Source organism: Loktanella sp. M215 (assembly GCF_021735925.1).
Lineage (GTDB): Bacteria > Pseudomonadota > Alphaproteobacteria > Rhodobacterales > Rhodobacteraceae > Loktanella.
In genome coordinates, this window is the sequence record NZ_WMEA01000001.1 from 1,839,975 (window position 1) to 1,858,699 (window position 18,725).

The 18,725-nt window shown below is 66.0% G+C and carries 19 protein-coding genes; 11 read left to right on the top strand and 8 right to left on the bottom strand.

The window, feature by feature from the left end:
• The first annotated feature begins 188 nt into the window (after positions 1-188).
• From urtA to GLR48_RS09070, 9 genes are all read left to right on the top strand, one after another.
• A complete protein-coding gene (gene urtA / locus GLR48_RS09030) occupies positions 189-1,436 on the top strand; it encodes an urea ABC transporter substrate-binding protein (protein ID WP_237064483.1) in 1,248 nt (415 codons plus the stop codon).
• 68 nt (positions 1,437-1,504) lie between these two features.
• Complete coding sequence (gene urtB, locus GLR48_RS09035) at positions 1,505-3,439, top strand: urea ABC transporter permease subunit UrtB (protein ID WP_237060934.1); 1,935 nt, start codon at positions 1,505-1,507, stop codon at positions 3,437-3,439.
• Between the two features lie 115 nt (positions 3,440-3,554).
• Positions 3,555-4,721 carry an urea ABC transporter permease subunit UrtC gene (urtC, locus tag GLR48_RS09040; protein ID WP_237060935.1) on the top strand — a complete coding sequence of 389 codons (1,167 nt, stop codon included), beginning with the start codon at positions 3,555-3,557 and terminating at the stop codon, positions 4,719-4,721.
• Entirely contained in the window at positions 4,718-5,467 is a 750-nt protein-coding gene (gene urtD / locus GLR48_RS09045; protein WP_237060936.1) for an urea ABC transporter ATP-binding protein UrtD, read from the top strand. The genes urtC and urtD overlap by 4 nt, the downstream gene beginning before the upstream one ends.
• Positions 5,460-6,155, top strand: a complete 696-nt coding sequence (gene urtE / locus GLR48_RS09050; protein WP_237060937.1) for an urea ABC transporter ATP-binding subunit UrtE — start codon at positions 5,460-5,462, stop codon at positions 6,153-6,155. Before urtD ends, urtE begins: the two co-directional genes overlap by 8 nt.
• A gap of 97 nt (positions 6,156-6,252) precedes the next feature.
• The gene (locus tag GLR48_RS09055; protein WP_237060938.1) at positions 6,253-7,041 is read left to right on the top strand and encodes an energy-coupling factor ABC transporter ATP-binding protein; all 789 of its coding nucleotides are present in this window, start codon (positions 6,253-6,255) and stop codon (positions 7,039-7,041) included.
• The gene (locus tag GLR48_RS09060; RefSeq protein WP_237060939.1) at positions 7,016-7,618 is read left to right on the top strand and encodes an energy-coupling factor transporter transmembrane component T family protein; all 603 of its coding nucleotides are present in this window, start codon (positions 7,016-7,018) and stop codon (positions 7,616-7,618) included. Before GLR48_RS09055 ends, GLR48_RS09060 begins: the two co-directional genes overlap by 26 nt.
• Before the next feature lie 11 nt (positions 7,619-7,629).
• Positions 7,630-8,175 (top strand): biotin transporter BioY, encoded by a 546-nt coding sequence (locus tag GLR48_RS09065; protein WP_237060940.1) that lies wholly within the window; start codon positions 7,630-7,632, stop codon positions 8,173-8,175.
• Complete coding sequence (locus GLR48_RS09070; protein ID WP_237060941.1) at positions 8,172-8,849, top strand: nitroreductase; 678 nt, start codon at positions 8,172-8,174, stop codon at positions 8,847-8,849. The genes GLR48_RS09065 and GLR48_RS09070 overlap by 4 nt, the downstream gene beginning before the upstream one ends.
• Here the strand turns inward: GLR48_RS09070 and GLR48_RS09075 are convergent.
• The 4 genes from GLR48_RS09075 to GLR48_RS09090 all read right to left on the bottom strand — a co-directional run bounded on the left by GLR48_RS09075 (position 8,846) and on the right by GLR48_RS09090 (position 12,864).
• The gene (locus tag GLR48_RS09075; protein WP_237060942.1) at positions 8,846-9,946 is read right to left on the bottom strand and encodes a thiolase family protein; all 1,101 of its coding nucleotides are present in this window, start codon (positions 9,944-9,946) and stop codon (positions 8,846-8,848) included. The two genes, GLR48_RS09070 and GLR48_RS09075, sit on opposite strands and share 4 nt — an antisense overlap.
• Positions 9,943-11,079 (bottom strand): AMP-binding protein, encoded by a 1,137-nt coding sequence (locus GLR48_RS09080; RefSeq protein WP_237060943.1) that lies wholly within the window; start codon positions 11,077-11,079, stop codon positions 9,943-9,945. Before GLR48_RS09080 ends, GLR48_RS09075 begins: the two co-directional genes overlap by 4 nt.
• 70 nt (positions 11,080-11,149) lie before the next feature.
• Positions 11,150-11,950 carry a metallophosphoesterase family protein gene (locus tag GLR48_RS09085; RefSeq protein WP_237060944.1) on the bottom strand — a complete coding sequence of 267 codons (801 nt, stop codon included), beginning with the start codon at positions 11,948-11,950 and terminating at the stop codon, positions 11,150-11,152.
• Positions 11,950-12,864 (bottom strand): diacylglycerol/lipid kinase family protein, encoded by a 915-nt coding sequence (locus GLR48_RS09090; protein ID WP_237060945.1) that lies wholly within the window; start codon positions 12,862-12,864, stop codon positions 11,950-11,952. The genes GLR48_RS09085 and GLR48_RS09090 overlap by 1 nt, the downstream gene beginning before the upstream one ends.
• A 226-nt stretch (positions 12,865-13,090) precedes the next feature.
• Between GLR48_RS09090 and GLR48_RS09095 the strand changes: the two genes are divergently transcribed.
• Positions 13,091-13,648: a L,D-transpeptidase gene (locus GLR48_RS09095; protein ID WP_237060946.1), complete on the top strand. Its 558-nt coding sequence runs from the start codon at positions 13,091-13,093 to the stop codon at positions 13,646-13,648.
• Between the two features lie 60 nt (positions 13,649-13,708).
• On the opposite strand, the gene GLR48_RS09100 is transcribed toward GLR48_RS09095, so the two are convergent.
• Genes GLR48_RS09100 through GLR48_RS09110 form a run of 3 tightly spaced genes read right to left on the bottom strand, consistent with a single transcriptional unit; the run spans position 13,709 to position 16,332 of the window.
• On the bottom strand, positions 13,709-14,812 hold the full coding sequence (locus GLR48_RS09100; protein WP_237060947.1) for a C45 family autoproteolytic acyltransferase/hydolase: 1,104 nt from the start codon (positions 14,810-14,812) through the stop codon (positions 13,709-13,711).
• Entirely contained in the window at positions 14,809-15,876 is a 1,068-nt protein-coding gene (locus GLR48_RS09105; protein WP_237060948.1) for an extracellular catalytic domain type 1 short-chain-length polyhydroxyalkanoate depolymerase, read from the bottom strand. The genes GLR48_RS09100 and GLR48_RS09105 overlap by 4 nt, the downstream gene beginning before the upstream one ends.
• Positions 15,877-15,915: 39 nt before the next feature.
• On the bottom strand, positions 15,916-16,332 hold the full coding sequence (locus GLR48_RS09110) for a CopG family transcriptional regulator (RefSeq protein WP_237060949.1): 417 nt from the start codon (positions 16,330-16,332) through the stop codon (positions 15,916-15,918).
• A gap of 165 nt (positions 16,333-16,497) precedes the next feature.
• Between GLR48_RS09110 and GLR48_RS09115 the strand changes: the two genes are divergently transcribed.
• The gene (locus GLR48_RS09115) at positions 16,498-17,787 is read left to right on the top strand and encodes a PQQ-dependent sugar dehydrogenase (protein ID WP_237060950.1); all 1,290 of its coding nucleotides are present in this window, start codon (positions 16,498-16,500) and stop codon (positions 17,785-17,787) included.
• Between the two features lie 48 nt (positions 17,788-17,835).
• On the opposite strand, the gene GLR48_RS09120 is transcribed toward GLR48_RS09115, so the two are convergent.
• Positions 17,836-18,723, bottom strand: a complete 888-nt coding sequence (locus GLR48_RS09120) for a transglutaminase family protein (protein ID WP_237060951.1) — start codon at positions 18,721-18,723, stop codon at positions 17,836-17,838.
• Positions 18,724-18,725: the final 2 nt, after the last annotated feature.

The window sequence follows — 18,725 nt, forward strand, 5'->3', positions numbered from 1 at the left end:
CCGGTCCAAAGGGGGATTGCGCCACCGCATGGGGGGTCAAACATCAGCTGCTGACGCGCGTGTTTTCAGGGGTAACGGGTTTCGGCAGACGCAGTCTTGCGTTCGACGCCGCGTAGGCCAGCAGACAACAGGGGAAAAATATCTTGAATACATTCATCACACGGGGCCTGCTTGCCTCCGCTGCCGTCATGGCGATCACATCCATGGCCAGCGCTCAGGATTGCGCCGATCCGATCAAGGTCGGCATCCTGCACTCGCTGTCCGGTTCCATGGCCATCTCCGAGACGACGTTGAAGGACGTCATGCTGATGCTGGTCGAGGAACAGAACGCAAAGGGCGGCCTGCTGGGCTGCCAGATCGAACCGGTCGTCGTCGATCCTGCGTCCGACTGGCCGCTGTTCGCTGAAAAGGCGCGCGAACTGCTGACCGTCGACAATGTCGACGTGATCTTCGGCAACTGGACCAGCGTCAGCCGCAAATCCGTCCTGCCCGTGCTGGAAGAGCTGAACGGCCTGCTGTTCTATCCCGTCCAGTACGAAGGCGAGGAATCCTCCAAGAACGTATTCTACACCGGTGCCGCCCCGAACCAGCAGGCGATCCCGGCCGTCGATTATTTCCTTGAGGAGCTTGGCGTCGAGAAGTTCGCCCTGCTCGGCACCGACTACGTCTATCCGCGCACGACGAACAACATCCTCAAGGCCTACCTGATGGACCACGGGATTGCCGAAGAGGATATTTTCGTCAACTACACGCCCTTCGGCCAATCCGACTGGGCGACGATCGTCGGTGACGTGGTCAAGCTGGGTGAGGACGGCAAACAGGTCGGCGTGATTTCGACAATCAACGGCGATGCGAACATCGGCTTCTACAAGGAACTTGCCGCCGCCAACGTCAGCGCCGACGACATCCCTGTCGTGGCCTTCTCGGTCGGTGAGGAGGAACTTTCCGGTCTCGACACCTCGAACCTCGTCGGCCACTTGGCGGCCTGGAACTACTTCATGTCCGCAGATACGCCGGAAAACGCCGACTTCATCGAAAAATGGCACGCCTACATCGGCGACGACAAGCGCGTGACCAACGACCCGATGGAGGCACACTACATCGGTTTCAACATGTGGGTGCAGGCGGTCGAAGCAGCAGGCACGACGGACGTCGATGCGGTGTCCGACGCGATGATCGGCCAGACCTTTCCGAACCTGACCGGCACCACGGCCGAGATGCTGCCGAACCACCACCTGACCAAGCCCGTTCTGATCGGCGAGATCCGCGCCGACGGCCAGTTCGACATCATCAGCCAGACAGAGCCGGTCCCCGGCGACGCCTGGACCGACTTCCTGCCCGAAAGCGCTGTCCTGACCAGCGACTGGAAGGATCTGAAGTGCGGGATGTACAACACCGAAACCAAGACCTGCGTGCAGTTGACCTCCAACTACTGATGCGCTGACGGCGGGTGCGGGATCATTCCGCACCCGCACCTTCAAAGCCCTCCGATAGAAAGATCGTCATGTTGCGCATCCTGGCCGCAGTCTGTCTCGCGTTCGGCCTCGTCACCGGCGCACAGGCCCAATCCCTGCAGCCCGTCCTTCAGGCCCATGCCGATGAGATCGCCAACCCGTCGCGCAGCAGCGTAGGGCAGGCCCTCGACGCGCTGATCGCATCGGGGTTGCCACAGGTGACACCCTTCCTCGAGGCCTGGACCGACAAGGGCGTCTGGCAACGCGACGCCGACGGCCTGTTCTATTACGGCCAATCAAAAGGCGCCGACCTGACCTTGACCGACATCGACACCGGCGCCGCGACCGAGGTGCCGAAGGCCGGTTACACCGAACTGCGCCCCAATGGCGGCGTGCGGCGGGTGATCGGTACGGCCCTCGTGCAATTCCAGCTGTCCGATCCCGACATCGCCCGGCGCCTGTCCGCCATCGATTCGCTCGCCCGCCGGCCCGACGCCGACCAGCTGGCGCCGCTGCTCGCGTCAATCGACGCGGAACCTGACGCCGCGCTGAAGGCCCGCAAGATCCAGCTCGCCAATTTCCTGTCCGCCAGCTTCGCTCCCGCGCCCGAGGACCGGATCGCCGCCATCGACAGCCTGTCCGGCGACACCTCGATCGAGGCGCGTGCCGTGCTGAACCAGATCCTCGCGACCCGGTCTGAGGTGGGCGAGGCTGGCCCCACCGGAAACGTCGCCCGCATCCTGACCGTCGGTGACGGCCTCACGGCAGAGGAGGCCTACGCCCGCCTCGTCGCCGCCGACCTCGCCCCGCCCGCGATTCCCTCCACCGCGATCCGAGACGCGCTGGCGGCCAACATTGTCGACGGGCGCGTGGGCGACGTGCCGCTGGCGCAACTTGGCACCACGGCGGCCCGTGACCGGGCCTATGCGACGCTGGCCGCCGCTGGGACCGTGCCGCCGCGCCTGACCGATCAGGGGCGCGCCGACGCCATCGCCGCGCACATCTTTGCCGAAGTCTATACCGAGGACGATCCGGCGATCACCGACGCCGCCCGCGATGCTCTGACCTCGGTGGAAACGCGTGTCGCCGCCGAACGCTTTGCCGATCTGGCGCTGGACGCGCTATCGTTGGCCTCGATCTACTTCCTGGCCGCCATCGGCCTTGCGATCACTTTCGGTGTCATGGGCGTCATCAACATGGCCCATGGCGAGTTCATCATGATGGGCGCCTACACAGGCTATATCGTCCAGCAGTTCGTGCCCGATTATACGCTGTCGATCATCGTGGCGCTGCCGCTGGCCTTTGCCATCACCTTCGGGGCCGGTGTGGCGATGGAACGTCTGGTGATCCGCCACCTCTACCACCGGCCGCTGGAAACCCTGCTCGCGACCTTCGGCATCTCGATCGCGCTGCAGCAGCTGGCCAAGAACATCTTCGGCACACAGGCCCGGCCCCTGACCTCGCCGGGCTGGCTGGACGGCGCGCTGGTCATTTCCGACGTCATTCAGATCAGCTATATCCGCATCGCGATATTCGTCCTCGCCCTGCTCTTCCTAAGCCTCATCCTGTTCATCCTGAAACGCACGCGCCTCGGGCTGGAGGTGCGGGCCGTGACCCAGAACCCCGGCATGGCGGCCTCCATGGGTATCGATCCCGACCGGATCAACATGATGACCTTCGGTCTCGGGTCAGGCATCGCGGGCATCGCGGGCGTTGCCATCGGCCTTTACGCCAAGGTCACGTCGGAAATGGGGGCCGACTACATCGTGCAATCCTTCATGACGGTCGTGGTCGGTGGCGTCGGCAACGTCTGGGGCACCCTTGCGGGGGCGACCCTGATCGGCTTCCTGCAAAAGGGGATCGAGTTCCTCAACCCCTCAAACACCCTCGCGGCACAGACCTATATGGTCCTCTTCATCATCCTCTTCATCCAGTTCCGGCCCAAGGGGATCGTCGCCCAAAAGGGCAGAGCGGCGGCAGACTGATGCGCGCCTCTCCCCTTCTTCTGGTCGAAAATACTTCGGGGGGCGCGGGGGGTTGGCCCCCCGCCGTCGCGACACGCGGAGCGTGGCGCAAATCCCCGACCCAAAGGGACCGCACATGACCCAAGGCTTCCTCGTCACCAACCGCTCTGTCCGCTGGTTCCTCCTCACGCTCGCGCTCTTCACCGCCGTCGTGGCCTTCGGGTCAGAGGCGTCGGGCGCTGGCCTGATCTCCACCTCTCTCGTCAAGACATTGGGCAAGACGCTGTGCCTGTGCCTGATTGCTGTCGCGATGGACGTGGTCTGGGGCTACTGCGGCATCCTCAGCCTCGGGCACTTCGCGTTTTTCGGGATCGGCGGTTATGCCATCGGCATGTGGCTGATGTATGCCCGCACCGAAGGCATCGTGATGTCGAGCCTCACGGCTCAGGTCATCCCGCCGACCCCGCAAGAGATTACGGACGCCATCGGCAGCCAGATTTTCGGCGTCGTGGGCAGTTCCGATTTTCCGCTGATCTGGTCCTTCGCCCACAGCCTGCCGCTGCAACTGCTGATGGTCGTCCTCGTTCCCGGCCTGCTGGCGCTGGTCTTCGGCTGGCTCGCCTTTCGCAGCCGGGTCACCGGGGTCTATCTGTCGATCCTGACGCAGGCGATGACACTGGCCCTGTCGCTTTACCTCTTCCAGAACGACTCCGGGCTGCGCGGTAACAACGGTCTGTCCGGCCTGCAGAACATCCCGGGGTTCGAACAGACGTCGCAGGCGACCCTCAGCCTCGTGTTCTTCCTCGCCTCTGCCGTCGCATTGGCGCTGGGCTATATCCTCTTCGCTTGGGTCGTCGCAGGCAAGATGGGCAGCGTCATCAAGGGCATCCGCGACAACGAGGCGCGGGTCCGGTTCCTTGGCTACCGGGTTGAGGGCTACAAGCTTTTCGTCTTCACGCTGACGGCCGTCGTGTCGGGCATCGCGGGCGCGCTTTATTACCCGCAGGCGGGCATCGTGAATCCGGCGGAAATCGCGCCGATTGCGTCGATCTACCTGGCCGTCTGGGTCGCCATCGGCGGACGCGGGCGGCTGTATGGCGCGGTCATCGGGGCAGCGCTGGTGTCATTGCTGTCCAGCTGGTTCACGGGGGGCGGTGCGCCGGACGTGAACCTCGGCGTCTACCGCATCCAGTGGACGGACTGGTGGCTGGTGCTGCTCGGCCTGTCCTTTGTCTGCGTGACGCTGTTCTTTCCAAAAGGCATCGGCGGCCTTTTCGACTACCTCGTGAGGAAACCGTCATGACGAGCCTTCTTGAAGTCAGCGGCGTATCAAAAACCTTCGACGGCTTTCGCGCGATCAACGACCTGTCGATCCAGATATCAGAGCCGGAGTTGCGTGCCATCATCGGCCCGAACGGGGCAGGCAAGACGACCTTCATGGACATCGTCACCGGCAAGACGAAGCCCGACGAAGGCCGTGTGCTGTGGGGCGAAAAGAACGAGTCCCTGCTGGGGATGTCCGAGGCCGAGATCGCCAACAAGGGTATCGGCCGCAAGTTCCAGAAACCGACCGTGTTCGAGGATCAGACCGTGCGCCAGAACCTCGCGATGGCGCTGAAAAACCCGCGCGGCCCCTTTGCCGTGCTGTTCCACCGCAAGACACCCAAAGGCGCGCAGCGGATCGAGGAGATCGCGGCCGAGATCGGTCTGACGGATCAGCTGGCCCGCACCTCTGGCGAGCTGAGCCACGGGCAGAAGCAATGGCTGGAAATCGGCATGCTGCTGGCACAGGACCCGCGCCTGTTGCTGGTGGACGAACCGGCCGCCGGCATGACGGCGGAGGAGCGGGAGAAGACAACCGACATCCTGCGCCGCGCGGCCCTGACCCGCGCCGTCGTCGTGGTCGAACACGACATGGAATTCGTCCGACGTCTGGACTGCAAGGTCACCGTCCTGCACGAAGGCCATGTGCTGGCAGAAGGCACACTGGATCACGTCACCTCTGACCCGACTGTGATCGACGTCTACTTGGGGCGCGCCGATGCTTGATGTGACTGATCTGTCCCTGAAATACGGGCAAAGCCAGATCCTTTACGACGTATCGCTGACGGCCCCCGTCGGGCAGGTCACGACCGTCATGGGCACAAACGGTGTCGGCAAGACCAGCCTGCTGCGCGCCCTGTCCGGGCGGCATGGCTACAGCAGCGGCACCGTCACGCTCGACGGCACTGTGCTGAACCACCCCACGGCGGCGCAGGCCGCGCGGGCGGGCATTGCCTATGTTCCGCAAGGACGCGAAGTCTTTCCGATGATGAGCGTCGCCGAAAACATGGAGACCGGTTTTGCCTGCCTGCCCAAGGCCGAGCGCAAGGTCCCTGCGTGGATATTCGACCTGTTCCCGGTGCTGGCCGAGATGCAGCATCGCCGGGGTGGCGACCTGTCGGGCGGGCAGCAGCAGCAACTGGCCATCGCCCGTGCGCTGATCACGAAACCCCGCGTCCTGCTGCTGGACGAGCCCACCGAGGGCATCCAGCCGAACGTGATCCAGCAGATCGGCCGCGCCATCGCGCAGCTGCGCGACCGTGGCGACATGGCGATCATCCTTGTCGAACAGAACGTGGACTTCGCGTGGCGCGCCGCCGACAGCTTTGTGATGATGAAACGCGGGGCCGTCTGGCGCAGCATGGCAAAGGCCGACTGCACGCGCGAGGATGTAGTGGCGGCACTGGCGCTCTGACATCATCGCGATGATTGCGCGGCCGCGGTCGTACATGGGCAACCGTTCAGCATCGTGTCGTGCAATGCCGCCTTTGATCGCCTAGAAGGGCGCGCGAATGGCGGTCTTCTGGGACTGCGGCGGGTCAAAGGGGTGGCAGATGGCCGAAGGCTGGGACGGGCAGGAAAAGGTGCAGATCGCGCTGGATGGCGTGACGCTGGCGCGCGACGGCCGATTGATCCTGCAGGACATCAGCCTGACGACCGACGCCCGGCGGATCGGCATCCTGGGGCGCAACGGATCCGGCAAGACGACGCTCGCGCGCCTGCTTTGCGGTTTGATCGCGCCGGATCGCGGCAGCCTGCGGGTCGGCGGCGTCGATGTCGCCCGCGACAGGCGCGCGGCCCTGCGCACGGTCGGCATCCTGTTTCAGAACCCGGACCACCAGATCATCTTTCCGACCGTGACCGAAGAGCTGACCTTCGGCCTGCTCCAGTTGGGGCAGGACAAGGCGCAGGCCGCCGCCACGGTCGCGCGCATCCTGTCGGATTTCGGCAAGTCCCACTGGGCCGAGGCCGCCACCCACAGCCTGAGCCATGGACAAAAGCAACTGGTCTGCCTGATGGCGGTCATCGCGATGGCGCCTCGCGTGGTCATTCTGGACGAGCCTTTCTCTGGCCTCGACCTGGTGACGCGTCTTCAACTGGGCGCCTACCTTGCGCGGATCGAGGCGACGGTTGTCCACATCACCCACGATCCAGAGGCGCTGCGCGACTACGATCTGGCAATCTGGCTGGACGAGGGGCGGATCGTGCAGTCTGGTGCGGCGGCTGCGGTGAAGGACGCCTATGTCGCGCGGATGATGGAATTGGGGGCGGGCGATGATCTCTCTGACCTCGCCGGTTAGGACCTCGGCGCACCGCTGGCCCGCTGGCGTCAAGCTGGCGCTGCTTTGTGCGGCGACGATTGTGCTGTTCGCGCGGCAGGACGTGGCGTTTCATGGCGTGGCTTTCGTGGCGGCCGTCTGCCTTTACCTGCTGGCCGGCTGGCGGTTCGCCCGGCCGGGTCTGTCGGCGGTGGGACGGCTGTGGCCCTTCGTCGTTCTGGTGGGCGCGTGGCATCTGCTGACGGGCGCGCCACTTGCCGGACTGGTCATCGTGCTGCGCCTGCTGACGGCGGTGGCACTGGCGAACCTTGTCACGATGACGACCACCCTGTCCCAGATGATCGCGGTCGTGATGACACTGACCGCACCCCTGCGGTGGCTGGGCCTCAACACACGCGCTTTGGCTCTTGGCATAGCACTCGTGGTACGCTTTACACCCGCCTTGGCGGACAAAGGTCACCAGTTGACGCAGGCCTGGGCGGCGCGGTCGCCCCGGCGGGCCAGCTGGCGCATCGTGATGCCGTTCACGGTGCTGGCGCTGGACGACGCCGAGAATGTGGCCGAGGCGCTGCGCGCCCGCGGTGGTTTGAACCCCTGAAAGGGACGACGATGGAACGAAATCTGACACTTGTGGCGCTGTTCGCCGCCCTGATCGCGGCGCTGGGCCTGATCCCGCAACTGACGCTGGCCTTCGGCGTGCCGATCACGGCGCAAAGCCTTGGCGTCATGCTGTGCGGCACTGTGCTCGGGGCGAAGCGCGGTGCGCTGGCGGTGCTGCTTTTCGTGCTGCTGGTGGCGCTGGGCCTGCCTCTGCTGGCGGGCGGGCGCGGCGGGCTCGGGGTCTTTGCCTCACCCACTGCGGGCTTCGTCGTGGGCTTTCCCTTTGCCGCCTTCATCACCGGATTGATCGTGGAAAACTGGCGTCAGGGGCCGCTGGCGCTGGTGGCCGGCGTGGCGTCGATCATCGGCGGGATCGTCGTGCTTTATGCCTTCGGGATCACGGGCCTGGCCTGGGCGCTGGACAAGCCGCTGTCGCAGGCGGCGGTGCTGGTCACGGCCTTCATCCCGGGCGATCTGATCAAGGCCGTGCTGGCCGGATTGATTACCGCCGCACTGGCGCGCGCGCGGCCCGCCAGCGTGCTGTCGCGGGCATGATGGATCTTGCGGCGCTGCTGGACCAGCGCCGGTCGGTGCGGGCCTATCTGCCCACACCCGTCCCGCAGGCCGAGGTCGCGGCGATCCTGACCGCCGCGCGGCAGGCCCCCAGCGGGGCGAACCTGCAACCGGGGCATTTCGTGGCGCTGACGGGTGCGCCTTTTGCGGCGCTGCAGGCCGCGCTGGCCGAAGGCATCGCCACGGATCGCCCGCAGGTCAGCGAATACAGCTACTTTCCGGACCCGATGCCGGCTGTGCTGAAGGCGCGGCAGCGGGCCGCGGGATACGGACTGTATGCCACCTTGGGCGTGGACCGGCGCGATGTGGTCGGGCGGCGGGCGCAGTTCACGCGCAACTATGCGTTCTTTGACGCGCCGGTGGGGATCGTGGTGACGATCGACAGGGCGATGGGCAAGGGCTGTTACATGGACCTTGGCATGGCGCTGATGGCGCTGTTTCTGGCGGCCACCGCGCGCGGGTATGCCACCACGGGGATCGGGGCGCTGGCGCACTACGGTGACCTGGTGCACGAGACGCTGAAGCTGCCGGAAGACCAGTTGGTCGTCTGCGGGATTGCGCTGGGGCTGGCTGATCCAGAGGCGCCGGTGAACGGCTTTCGGACGGACCGCGCCGATCTGGCCGCGTATGCCCGGTTCGACGGCTTCTGCGACTAGACCTGCAGCAGCAGCGCGGTGCCGAGGCCTCCTGCGGCGGCGATGGCGGCTAGACCGTAACCGCGGTCCGTTTGCAGGTCATGGAATAACCGCACTGCATTGATCGCGCCAGAGGCGCCGATGGGATGCCCGCGCGCCAATGCGCCGCCGCCGGTGTTCACCCGCGCAGGATCAAGCCCGGCGCCGTCCACGCAAGCAATGGCCTGCACGGCATAGGCTTCCATGACCTCTGCCAGCGCGATGTCGCGGGCGGAGATATTGGCGTGTTGCAGCGTCTTACGGATTGCGGCGACCGGGGCCAGTCCCGGCAGATCGGGGGCGCCCCCCAGCGTGCAGCCGCCAACGATCCGCGCCTGAGGGCCCGACAGGCGTTGCGCCAACCGGTCAGAGACGACGAGCACAAAGGCTGCCGCATCCGCACCGACGGCGGTATTGGCGGCGGTGACGGTGCCAATGATCGGAAGGCTGCGTGCGCAGGTACGCAGGGTCAGGTTCCGGGTGAAGGCGTCCTCGTGCAGATCGCACAGCGGCACGATCTCGTTCCGCAGTTGCGCGCGCGCGGCGCGGGCCTTTGCGTGGCTCGTGACGGCCCAGCGGTCCTGTGCGTCGCGCCCGATACCGAGTTCAGTTCCCAGCCGGTCGGCGGCATCGGCCATCGCGGGGTCGCGGTCTGGCCACGGGGTGAAGGGCGCCTGATCGTAAGGCACGGGCGGGCGTCCGTCGGCATGGGTGTGCAGGCGCACAGGGCGGCGCGAGGTGCTTTCGGCCCCGCCCGCCAGAACCGCCTCGGTGACGCCTGCGCGGATCAGGGCGTGTGCCAGCAGGATGGCGTCCAGCCCACTGACGCATTGGCGGTCGATGCTGAGGCCCGCGATCCGTTCAGGCAAACCCGCCGCCAGCACGCACAGCCGCGCAGGGTTGCCACCGGCGCCAAGGGCGTTGCCGACGATCACCTCACCCAGCAGCGCCGGGTCGAGGCCGGCATCGGCGAGGCAGGCGTGCAGGACCGGTGCTGCCAATGCGTGAAATGACACTGCCCGAAAGGCACCCCCTGCGGGTGCGACGGCGGTGCGGCGGGCGGCGACGATGACGCTCATGCCAGACCGCGGGCCAAGGCCATGGCGGCGATATAGTCTGGCTTGCCGCCCGCCAGCATCGGCAGCGCGTCGCACAGGTGAATGCGGTAGGGCACCATGCCCGGGCTAAGGCGCTGGCGGCACTGGGCGCGCAAGGAATCTTCGTGCGCATCAAAGTCGGCCCCGGCGATCAGCGCGACCAGACGCGATCCGCGCCGGGCGTCTGGCACGGCCAGGACAACGATCTGTGTCGCGGGGATCAGGTCCGACAGCGCGGCTTCGACCCCGTCGAGCGACACGTTGCGATCCGCGACCGTCACCATCCGCCCGGCGCGCGCTGTCAGGAACAGGTGACCGGCGGGGTCGAGGTGGCCGACCTCTCCGACCGTCAGAAAGCCATTTCGCCAGCGGGTGTGTGGACTGTCGCCCGAGTCGTAGCCGTCCGACAGGTAGGGACTGCACACCCAGATCGTGCCGTCATCGTCAAGGTTCAGGATGACGCCGGGGTAGGGACGACCGACAGAGCCGGGCGGCGTGGCCGCATCGGTCCATGTGATGAAACTCGTCTCGGCAGCGCCGTAGAACTGGATCAGCCGGGCGCCGGGAAACGCGTCGGCTGCGGCACGCTCTGCCGCCGGGGACAGCCGGCCACCGCCGACCATGATGTGGCGGACGTGATGGCGCGGGCTGACCTTGTCACACAGCTGGATCAGTTGGGTTGGTGTCAGATAGAGCACGTCAGCGCCGTGGTCGGAGATGGCCTGATCTTGTCGATCCGGCCGCAGGCCGGACAGCGGCAGGATCGCTGCGCCATGGTGCGCCGCTTCCAGCACCGCGTAAAGGGCCAGCGACGACTCGGGACCTGCAAAGACGGCGACGGTCGCCGAAGGCCCCAGCCCAAGGACAGGTCCATTCACCGCAAAGCTCGCCTGCCACGAGGCGGGCGTGCGGCGGATGATCTTGGGGTCGCCGGAGCTGCCGGATGTGGCGCAAAGGAGGACGGGGACAGGCGTCGTCAGCCCCGTGACCTGTCCGTCGGCCACGTTCAGCGACAGCCCGGCACGAACGGTGTCACGCAGGCGGCCCAGCACCGGATCCGCGCGCAGCAGGCGCGTGTCCGGATGCCACTGGAATGCGCTGCCCGGTGCCGTCATCGCGATACCCCTTCGATCCTCGTGGCATCGTCAGACCCGATTTTGTGGCGCAACGCAATTGCGCGGCGCGTCAGGCCAGATCCTGCCAGCCCTGCGGGGTGCGGCAATAGCGGCTTTGACTGCGGGCGGAATAGGTCATGTCTCCGGTATCGGCGGTCATGCGAACGGCGCTGAAGGTATCGCCTTCGATATCGAGGATCGCGAATTCGTTCAGCTCTCCGCGCAGGCGGGTGGACAGGCCGGTGCCGCAGTGGACCTGAAGTGTCATCTGCTTGTTCTTCTGGGCCAGAAACGGTTCCACCGTCCAGGTGTGCAGATGACCCGACAGAATGACGTGGGGACCGCAGTCGGACCAGGTGGAGAGCGCGCGGGCGGCGCCCTTCATGACCTTCTTTTCAACCTCCGGGGCCTGGTGAAAGGGGTGGTGCGCCATCACGACCACGGTCCTGTCCCGGCCCGCATCCCGGATCAGGCGGCTGACCCGGTCGATCTGGGCGGGGCGGATCAGGCCGCGCTGATGGCTCCACCGGTGCGTGGTATCAAGGCCCACGACCACGAGGGCGTCATCCTCGAAAAGCGGCTCTGTTTCGCTCGTGATATAACGGCGATAGGCGGCGCGGGGTGCAAAGGCCCGCGCAAAGAGGTTGTAGAGCGGGATATCATGGTTGCCGGGCACGGCGATCCAGTCGTGACGCAGGCGTGCGACGAAGTCGCGCGCGTCGCGAAACTGGCTGGCGCGGGCGCGCTGGACGAAGTCGCCGGCGATCACCACCAGATCAGGGGCGGCCTCTGCCACGCTGTCCAGCAGCGGTTGCACCAGATCCGGCTGGGCGCGGCCGAAGTGGAGGTCGGTCAGCAGGACAAGACGCATCAGGCCGCGTCCTCGCCACCGGTCTTCGGCACCAACACGCGGATCGCATCGCGCCGCACGCGAAAGGTATAGGGGCCTTTCATGCGCTCGTTCTCTCCGTCGCGGGCGATCAGGTTGCGGCCGCGCTTCGTGTCGATCGTGATCTCTTCGCCGACGTGCAGGATGTAGTCGTCCCCCCGGTGGATGCCGCCGAACAGGATCTTGACCGACTTCCACAACAGTTGCATCCGGTTGGAATGCGGCGCAAGGATCAGCGCCAGCTTGCCGTCGCGCACGTCGTCGGCGCCTTCGAACTCGTATTGCTCCAGCTGGTAGGCGCTGCTGGCGATGAACGCCATCGGCGCGCGCAGGGTCTGGGTCTTGCCATCCACGGTGATCGTCATGGTCAGGTTGCGATAAAGCGTCAGCATCGCCTTGATGACCGACCAATAGGCTGCGATCCGGCTGCGGCCCCAGCGCTTGTAGACGCCTTCGCGCACGTCGAGCACGGTGGCATAGGCGCCAAGACTGGCGTTGTTGAGGAAGATCTCGCCATTGACCTCGCCCAATGTCAGGGGTGCCGCAGTGCCGTCGAACAGCACGTCGAGGGCGGCATCGGGATCCTCGGGGATGCCAAGGCCGCGGGCGACGAAATTGAATGTCCCCATCGGCAGGACGCCCAGCACGACGTCCGTGTCCAGCAGACCGGAGGTGACGCCGGCGATCGTGCCGTCACCACCGGCGGCCACGATGGTCCTGAATCCGTCATCGACGGCCTGCCTGACCATGACATCCAGATGGCCGGGATTGTCGATCACGCGCAGGTCGATGCGGGGGTCATTCCGCATGCGGTCCAGCAGAGCCTCGGCTGTGGGGTCATCCTTCTTCTTGCCCGAGGCCGGATTGAAAAGGACGCAGATGGTGGGGTGTGTCATCGGTAATTCCGGGGCTGCATGCGGCAGGGGTAAAGCCCCGGCGACTGCGACTTGTTCCCGAAATCGTGAGCACACGTAGGCGGCAGTTCCGGGACAGCCACAGGGTGCCGGGTCGCAGGAACGTGAAAGAATGCCCCTGCCACCACTCACGTTTTCGTGGTATTGAGCCGCATGGGCAAAGCGCCGCGAGAGCGTGTGCGCCTCTGGCAGTTGACAGGATATTGACATGACACAGACTTTCACGCGCCGCGTGGCGTTGGGGATTGCGTTGGGCGGTCTGGCCGCGCCGACCTTGCTGCGGGCGCAGACGCTGCCCGGCGGCGTGACCCGCAACGTCGCCGCCTTCCGCACCTATGTCTGGAGCGATCATTTCGATGCCCTGTCCGGCATGCCGATGCTGGTGGCCGATACGCAGGCCCGGTCCCTGCATTACTGGGATGCGCAGGGGATCGACTACCGCGTCTATCCGACCTCCGTGCCCAAGACGGACGAGCTGACCAAGCGTGGCTTTACCGAGATCGTGCGCAAGAAGGTCGGCCCCGACTGGACGCCGACACAATCGCAGAAAGAGCGGTTCGGCTGGGAATACATCCCGCCCGGCCCGAAAAGCCCGATGGGCACCCATGCGATGTATCTGGGCTGGCCCGCCTACGCGATCCACGGCACCCACGATACGCGCAAGATCGGCCGCCCGTCCTCTGACGGTTGCATCGGCCTGTATAACGAGAAGATCGCGGAGCTTTTCCAGCTTTGCCCGCTGGGGACCAAAGTCCGCATCATGTGATCAAGCCTGTGTTGCGCAGGGCAGGGGCCGCCGGAGGTGATCCGGCGGCCCCTTTTTTGTTCAGAACGGCAGGTAACTTTCGATCGCCCGCCCGCGCCCGGCGGCGTAGTCCTGTCCGACCTGCATCCAGTCGATCCGGGCCGCGCCAGACCAGTCAGGCTGACCTTGGGGGATCGTTGGCTGCTGCACCGCACCGCTGCGATAGGTCACGACCCGCTGGCCTTCGCGGAAATCGTCCATGCTCTGCGCCCAGGTTTCATCCGGCAGGGTGAGGTCGAGGGTCAGGGCCTTTGGATCATAGGCTGCCGTGAAAAGTGTCCCAAAGCCGTCGGTGTAGCGGTCCTGCAGCAGAGGCTGTCTGCGAAACTGGTGCGACAGGGACCGCGGGGCCGTGCGCAGGGTGCGCAGGTGGGCATGCCGCTCGTGGGTGCGTGTGAACGACGGACGGTCGGCCACGCTGCCGTCGCTCTGGTGGTTCGTCGCGATCGCCTGCGGCATCCGCCGCGCGCCACCGCCCGGCGACAGCTCGACACTGGCGGTGTTGCCACCCGCGTCGGCCACGACCACGTTGTAGGCCATGTGGGATGGCACGCGGTCCAGCACGGCCAGCGCTTGATTAACTGTGTCACAGGTCTCCATCACGTAGCGCAGGATCGTGGTGATGCCGAAGCCGCGGCCGGTCTGGGTGCGGCCGCCGTAGGCCAGCGCGATCGAGAGGCCAGCGTCATTGATCCCGTCCGACAGCCCCCAGAGGAATTCGACCATCCCCATGACCCGCCGTCCGGTCCATGCGGTATGCAGCATCAGCCCCTCGTTCAGATTGGGCGACAGGTCGTAATTGCGCACCAGCCGCACGTCGGTTCCGTCCGACACGGCCGCGAGGGAGCAGCCGCCCAGATACTGGGGCGGGCACCATGTCGACAGGAACCGCGCGGCGCGGTCACCGCCGCCGGCCAGATCGACCAGCCGGTCGTAGGTGCCCAGCAACTCCGGCATGTGGTCCGCGATGGCGTCGCGGCAGGTGGTGCGGTCTGGGCCGTTGTCGCCGCCGCGGGCGATGAACCACGGCTCGTAGGCGGGCCAGGACCGGTTCCAGCGGGCGGCCCATTTGGGGCCGGGGGTCGCCTCTGATACGGCGTCGAAGGTCAGGGTCATCTCGGTCATTGCTGTGCCTTTCCGGCGTTGTCGAAAAAGAAGCGCACCATTTCGGCGCTGGCATCGGGGCCCCTGGCGTCCGTATAGCTGCCACCGGGCTGACCGCCGGACCACGCGTGACCCAAGCCGTCGACGGTCCAGTATTCCAGCATCTCGCGCCCTTGCATGTCGGCAGCGCTGCGCAGGTGCCAGCCGCGGCCATTTGTGGTGCCATTGGCCTCGGTCTCGATCGTCTGGGCGGCACCGGTCAGGGCGTGGGCGGCGATGCGCTGACCGTTCACCGGGTTGACGGTGCTGTCGGCTGTGCCGTGAAACACGATCGTCGGGATGCCGGGACCGGTGGGGGCGGCCACGTCGGCGCCCTGACCGCCCATCGCGGCAAAGGCCGACGGCACATCTCGCGCGGCAGAATAGGGAAGGCCCGAATGCGCACCCACGGCAGAGAAGACGTCGCCATAGGTCTGCCCGAGGATCACCGCCATCGCGGCCCCTGCCGACAGACCGGCCACGAAGGTCCGGTCAGCGGAGATGCCATGCTGTTCGGCGATCTGCCGGGTCATGCCGGCGATGATCGCGGGTTCGCCCTTGTCGCGCAGCTGGTCGCCGCGGCTGAACCAGTTCCAGCAGGACTGCGCATTGTCGCCGCGCGATTGCTGGGGGTAGAGGACGATGAAGCCGTCCCGGTCGGCCAGCGCATTCATGCCCGTGCCCGCGGCGAAATCCGCAGGGTTCTGCGTGCAGCCATGCAGCATCACGACCAGACCGGTGGCCCCATCGGCGGCACTCGCAGGGACATGCACCAGATAATCGCGGTGACCGGTGGCGCCGGTATAGGTGCCCGGAGTCATCGTATGCGCCACCGTTCCGGCACCGGCCATGCCGGCCAAGCCCGCCAGTCCGGTCATGGACGGCATCTTTGGCATTTGCGGCATGGTCCAGTTCGCCTGCGGCGTGGACGATCCGCCGGGCATCAGCCCGTGTTGCGCCAGCGTGCGGCTGACGAGGTCATTGGCGGCGGCAAGACGTGCGTCACCGGTCGCGGGGTGCTGCGCACCTGCGTTGAATTTGAACATCTGTTCGGTCCTTGTGATGGCCCTGTTGCGGGCCTGAAATTACTGGATGCGAGAGGCCAGGGCGGCCTTCACCTCTGCGCTGGCCTGAAGCGCGCCCAGCACCGTGATCGACCCGATGGTGGCGAGGGCGAGATCCGGCGTCACGTCGGACGCGATCCGGGCAAGGCCCACGACCTTGACGTGCAGCACCTCTCCGGCCTTTTGCAGGCTTTCCAGATCGGCGCGGGTATAGTCGCGCAGGCCCAGTTCCATCGTGTGGCGTTCGATGGATTTGCTTACCGCTTCCGTATGGGTGCCAAGCTGGTTGCGGATCGCGGTCCGGATGAAGTCGGTGCGGTTCGAATAGAATCCCTCCTGCACCAGCAGGTCGATCCGGCCCAGATCGACATATCCGAGGTTGATCGTGATCTTTTCGCTGTCCGGTGTCTTGTCGCGCAGCTGTCTGACGTTGCTCATGGGTGTTTCTCCATCCGTGTAGATGGTATATGGATGTCATGAGGCTGGCCGCAACCCTCCGGAGATCTTTTGTCAAATGATCCTGCCATCCCTTGCGGTTTCGCAAGTTTGGCGATTTTATCGTGCGGTGCCGGGACGGGCACAGGATTGCAGGGGACGAGACAGATGGACTTCATGGCACGGGCGACGGCACTGGTCGGCGGGACAATGGTGATGATGCGCCGCATGTCCGCCCCGCGCCAGCAGGCGGTGGGACAGTCGCCGCAGATTCCGCAGGCCAAGAAGCAGGGCCTGATGACCCTGAAGATGCCGACCGCGCAGGGCTGGGCCAAGGGTCACGTGCCAACAACCGCACCGGGCCTCAAGGTCAATGCCTTCGCCAGCGATCTGCAGCATCCGCGCTGGATCGAGGTGCTGCCGAACGGCGATGTGCTGATCGCCGAGGCCCTGCAGGAAGCGACGAAACCCAAGGGGCTTGTCGACCGCGCCGCACAGGCCACCATGCGGCGCGCCCGCGCGCTGGGTATCAGCGCCAACCGCATCACCCTGTGGCGCGACGCGGACGGCGACGGCGTGGCCGAAGAGCGGCATGTCTTTCTGGAAAACCAGCGGCAGCCTTTTGGCATGGCCTTGGTGAACGGCACTTTTTACGTCGGCAACACGGACGGCATCGTGGCCTTCGACTATACCGAGGGTGCCACGAAACTGACTGGACCGGGGCGCACGCTGGTGACCTTCAAGCCCGGCGGCCACTGGACCCGCAGCCTGATCGTCTCGCCTGACCGGACTAAGATCTATGCCGGTGTCGGATCGCTCACCAACATCGGTGACGAGGGGATGGAGGCCGAGCAGGGTCGGGCCTGCATCTGGGAACTGGACCTTAAGACGGAAAAGGCGCGCATCTTCGCCTCTGGCCTGCGCAATGCGGTTGGCACGGCGTGGGAGCCGTCTACGGGCGAACTCTGGACCGTCGTGAACGAGCGCGACGGCTTGGGCGACGAGACACCGCCGGATTACCTGACGCGGGTGCAGGACGGCGGATTCTATGGCTGGCCTTATTGCTACTGGGGCAAGATCGTCGATGACCGTGTGCCGCAGGACGCAGCCTTGGTCGCCGCCGCGATCACGCCGGATTACGCGCTGGGCGGGCATACGGCGTCGCTTGGCCTGTGCTGGGTGCCGGAAGGGACCTTGCCCGGCTTTGGCGCAGGCATGGCGATCGGACAGCACGGGTCGTGGAACCGCTCGACATTGTCGGGCTACCGCCTGATCCACGTGCCGTTCAAGGACGGCAAGCCTTCGGGGCCGCCCCGCGACATCCTTTCGGGTTTTCTGTCCGAAGACGAGCGCGTGTCCTATGGTCGCCCTGTGGGGGTGACGGTCGGGGCAGATGGCAAGTCGTTGCTGATGGCCGACGACGTCGGCGATATTGTCTGGCGCGTAACCGGGGCCTGATGACCCGACGGGGTTGCAGATGGCAAGCCAACATCTGCGCCTGGTTGGCTAGGCCGTGTCGGCTAGCGGAATGACATCGACGGACTGGCGGCTGGTCTGGCCGCCGGACCCGCGCAGGATGCCGCGGATCGGGGCCACGTCGCCATAGTCGCGACCGTAGGCCACGATGATATGCGAGGTATCGGCGATGCGGTCGTTGGTGGGATCGAACGCCAGCCACCCGGCCTGCGGCCCGCACCAGGCACGGACCCAGGCATGCATCGCATCGGCGCCCTCCAGCCGGGGTTTGCCGGGGGGCGGCTGGGTGCGCAGGTAGCCGCTGACGTAACCCGCCGGGATGCCGATGCCGCGCAGGCAGGCGATCATGATATGGGAGAAATCCTGGCAGACGCCGTGACGCTTGGCAAAAGCCTCTGGCGCGGGGGTGTCCACCGTCGTCGCCTTGGGGTCGAACCGCATGGTCCGGTGCAGCGCATGGCCGATCGCCACAATGGCCTGCGCAACATCCATGCCGACCGTGACCTGCGCATGGGCGAAGTCGGTCATCGCTGACGTCAGTGGCACGCGGTCGGATGCGGCCGTGAAATGGACCGGACTGTCCGGCCCCATGTCGCGGCAGGCGGCGATCGTCTGTGGCAGCACGTCCAACGCGACGGCCCCTGCGGGCGCAAGGCCACTCGTCCTGCGTTCGACACGGGCCTGCACCGACACCTCGACCCCGCCGTGGGGCGCGTCGAGCGCGAATTCCACCACGGGATTGCCGAAGAAATCGACTCGGTCGCGCCGGTCTTCCGGTGGGGGCGAGAGGGTCATCAACCCGGCGACCAGCCGTTGTTCCGGTCCCAGATCGCGCGGCATCACGCAGACGACATGACGCCCGGTCGAAGCTTCGCCCGCGTAGTCCGTGGCGATAATCAGGCGAATGTCATAGATCATCG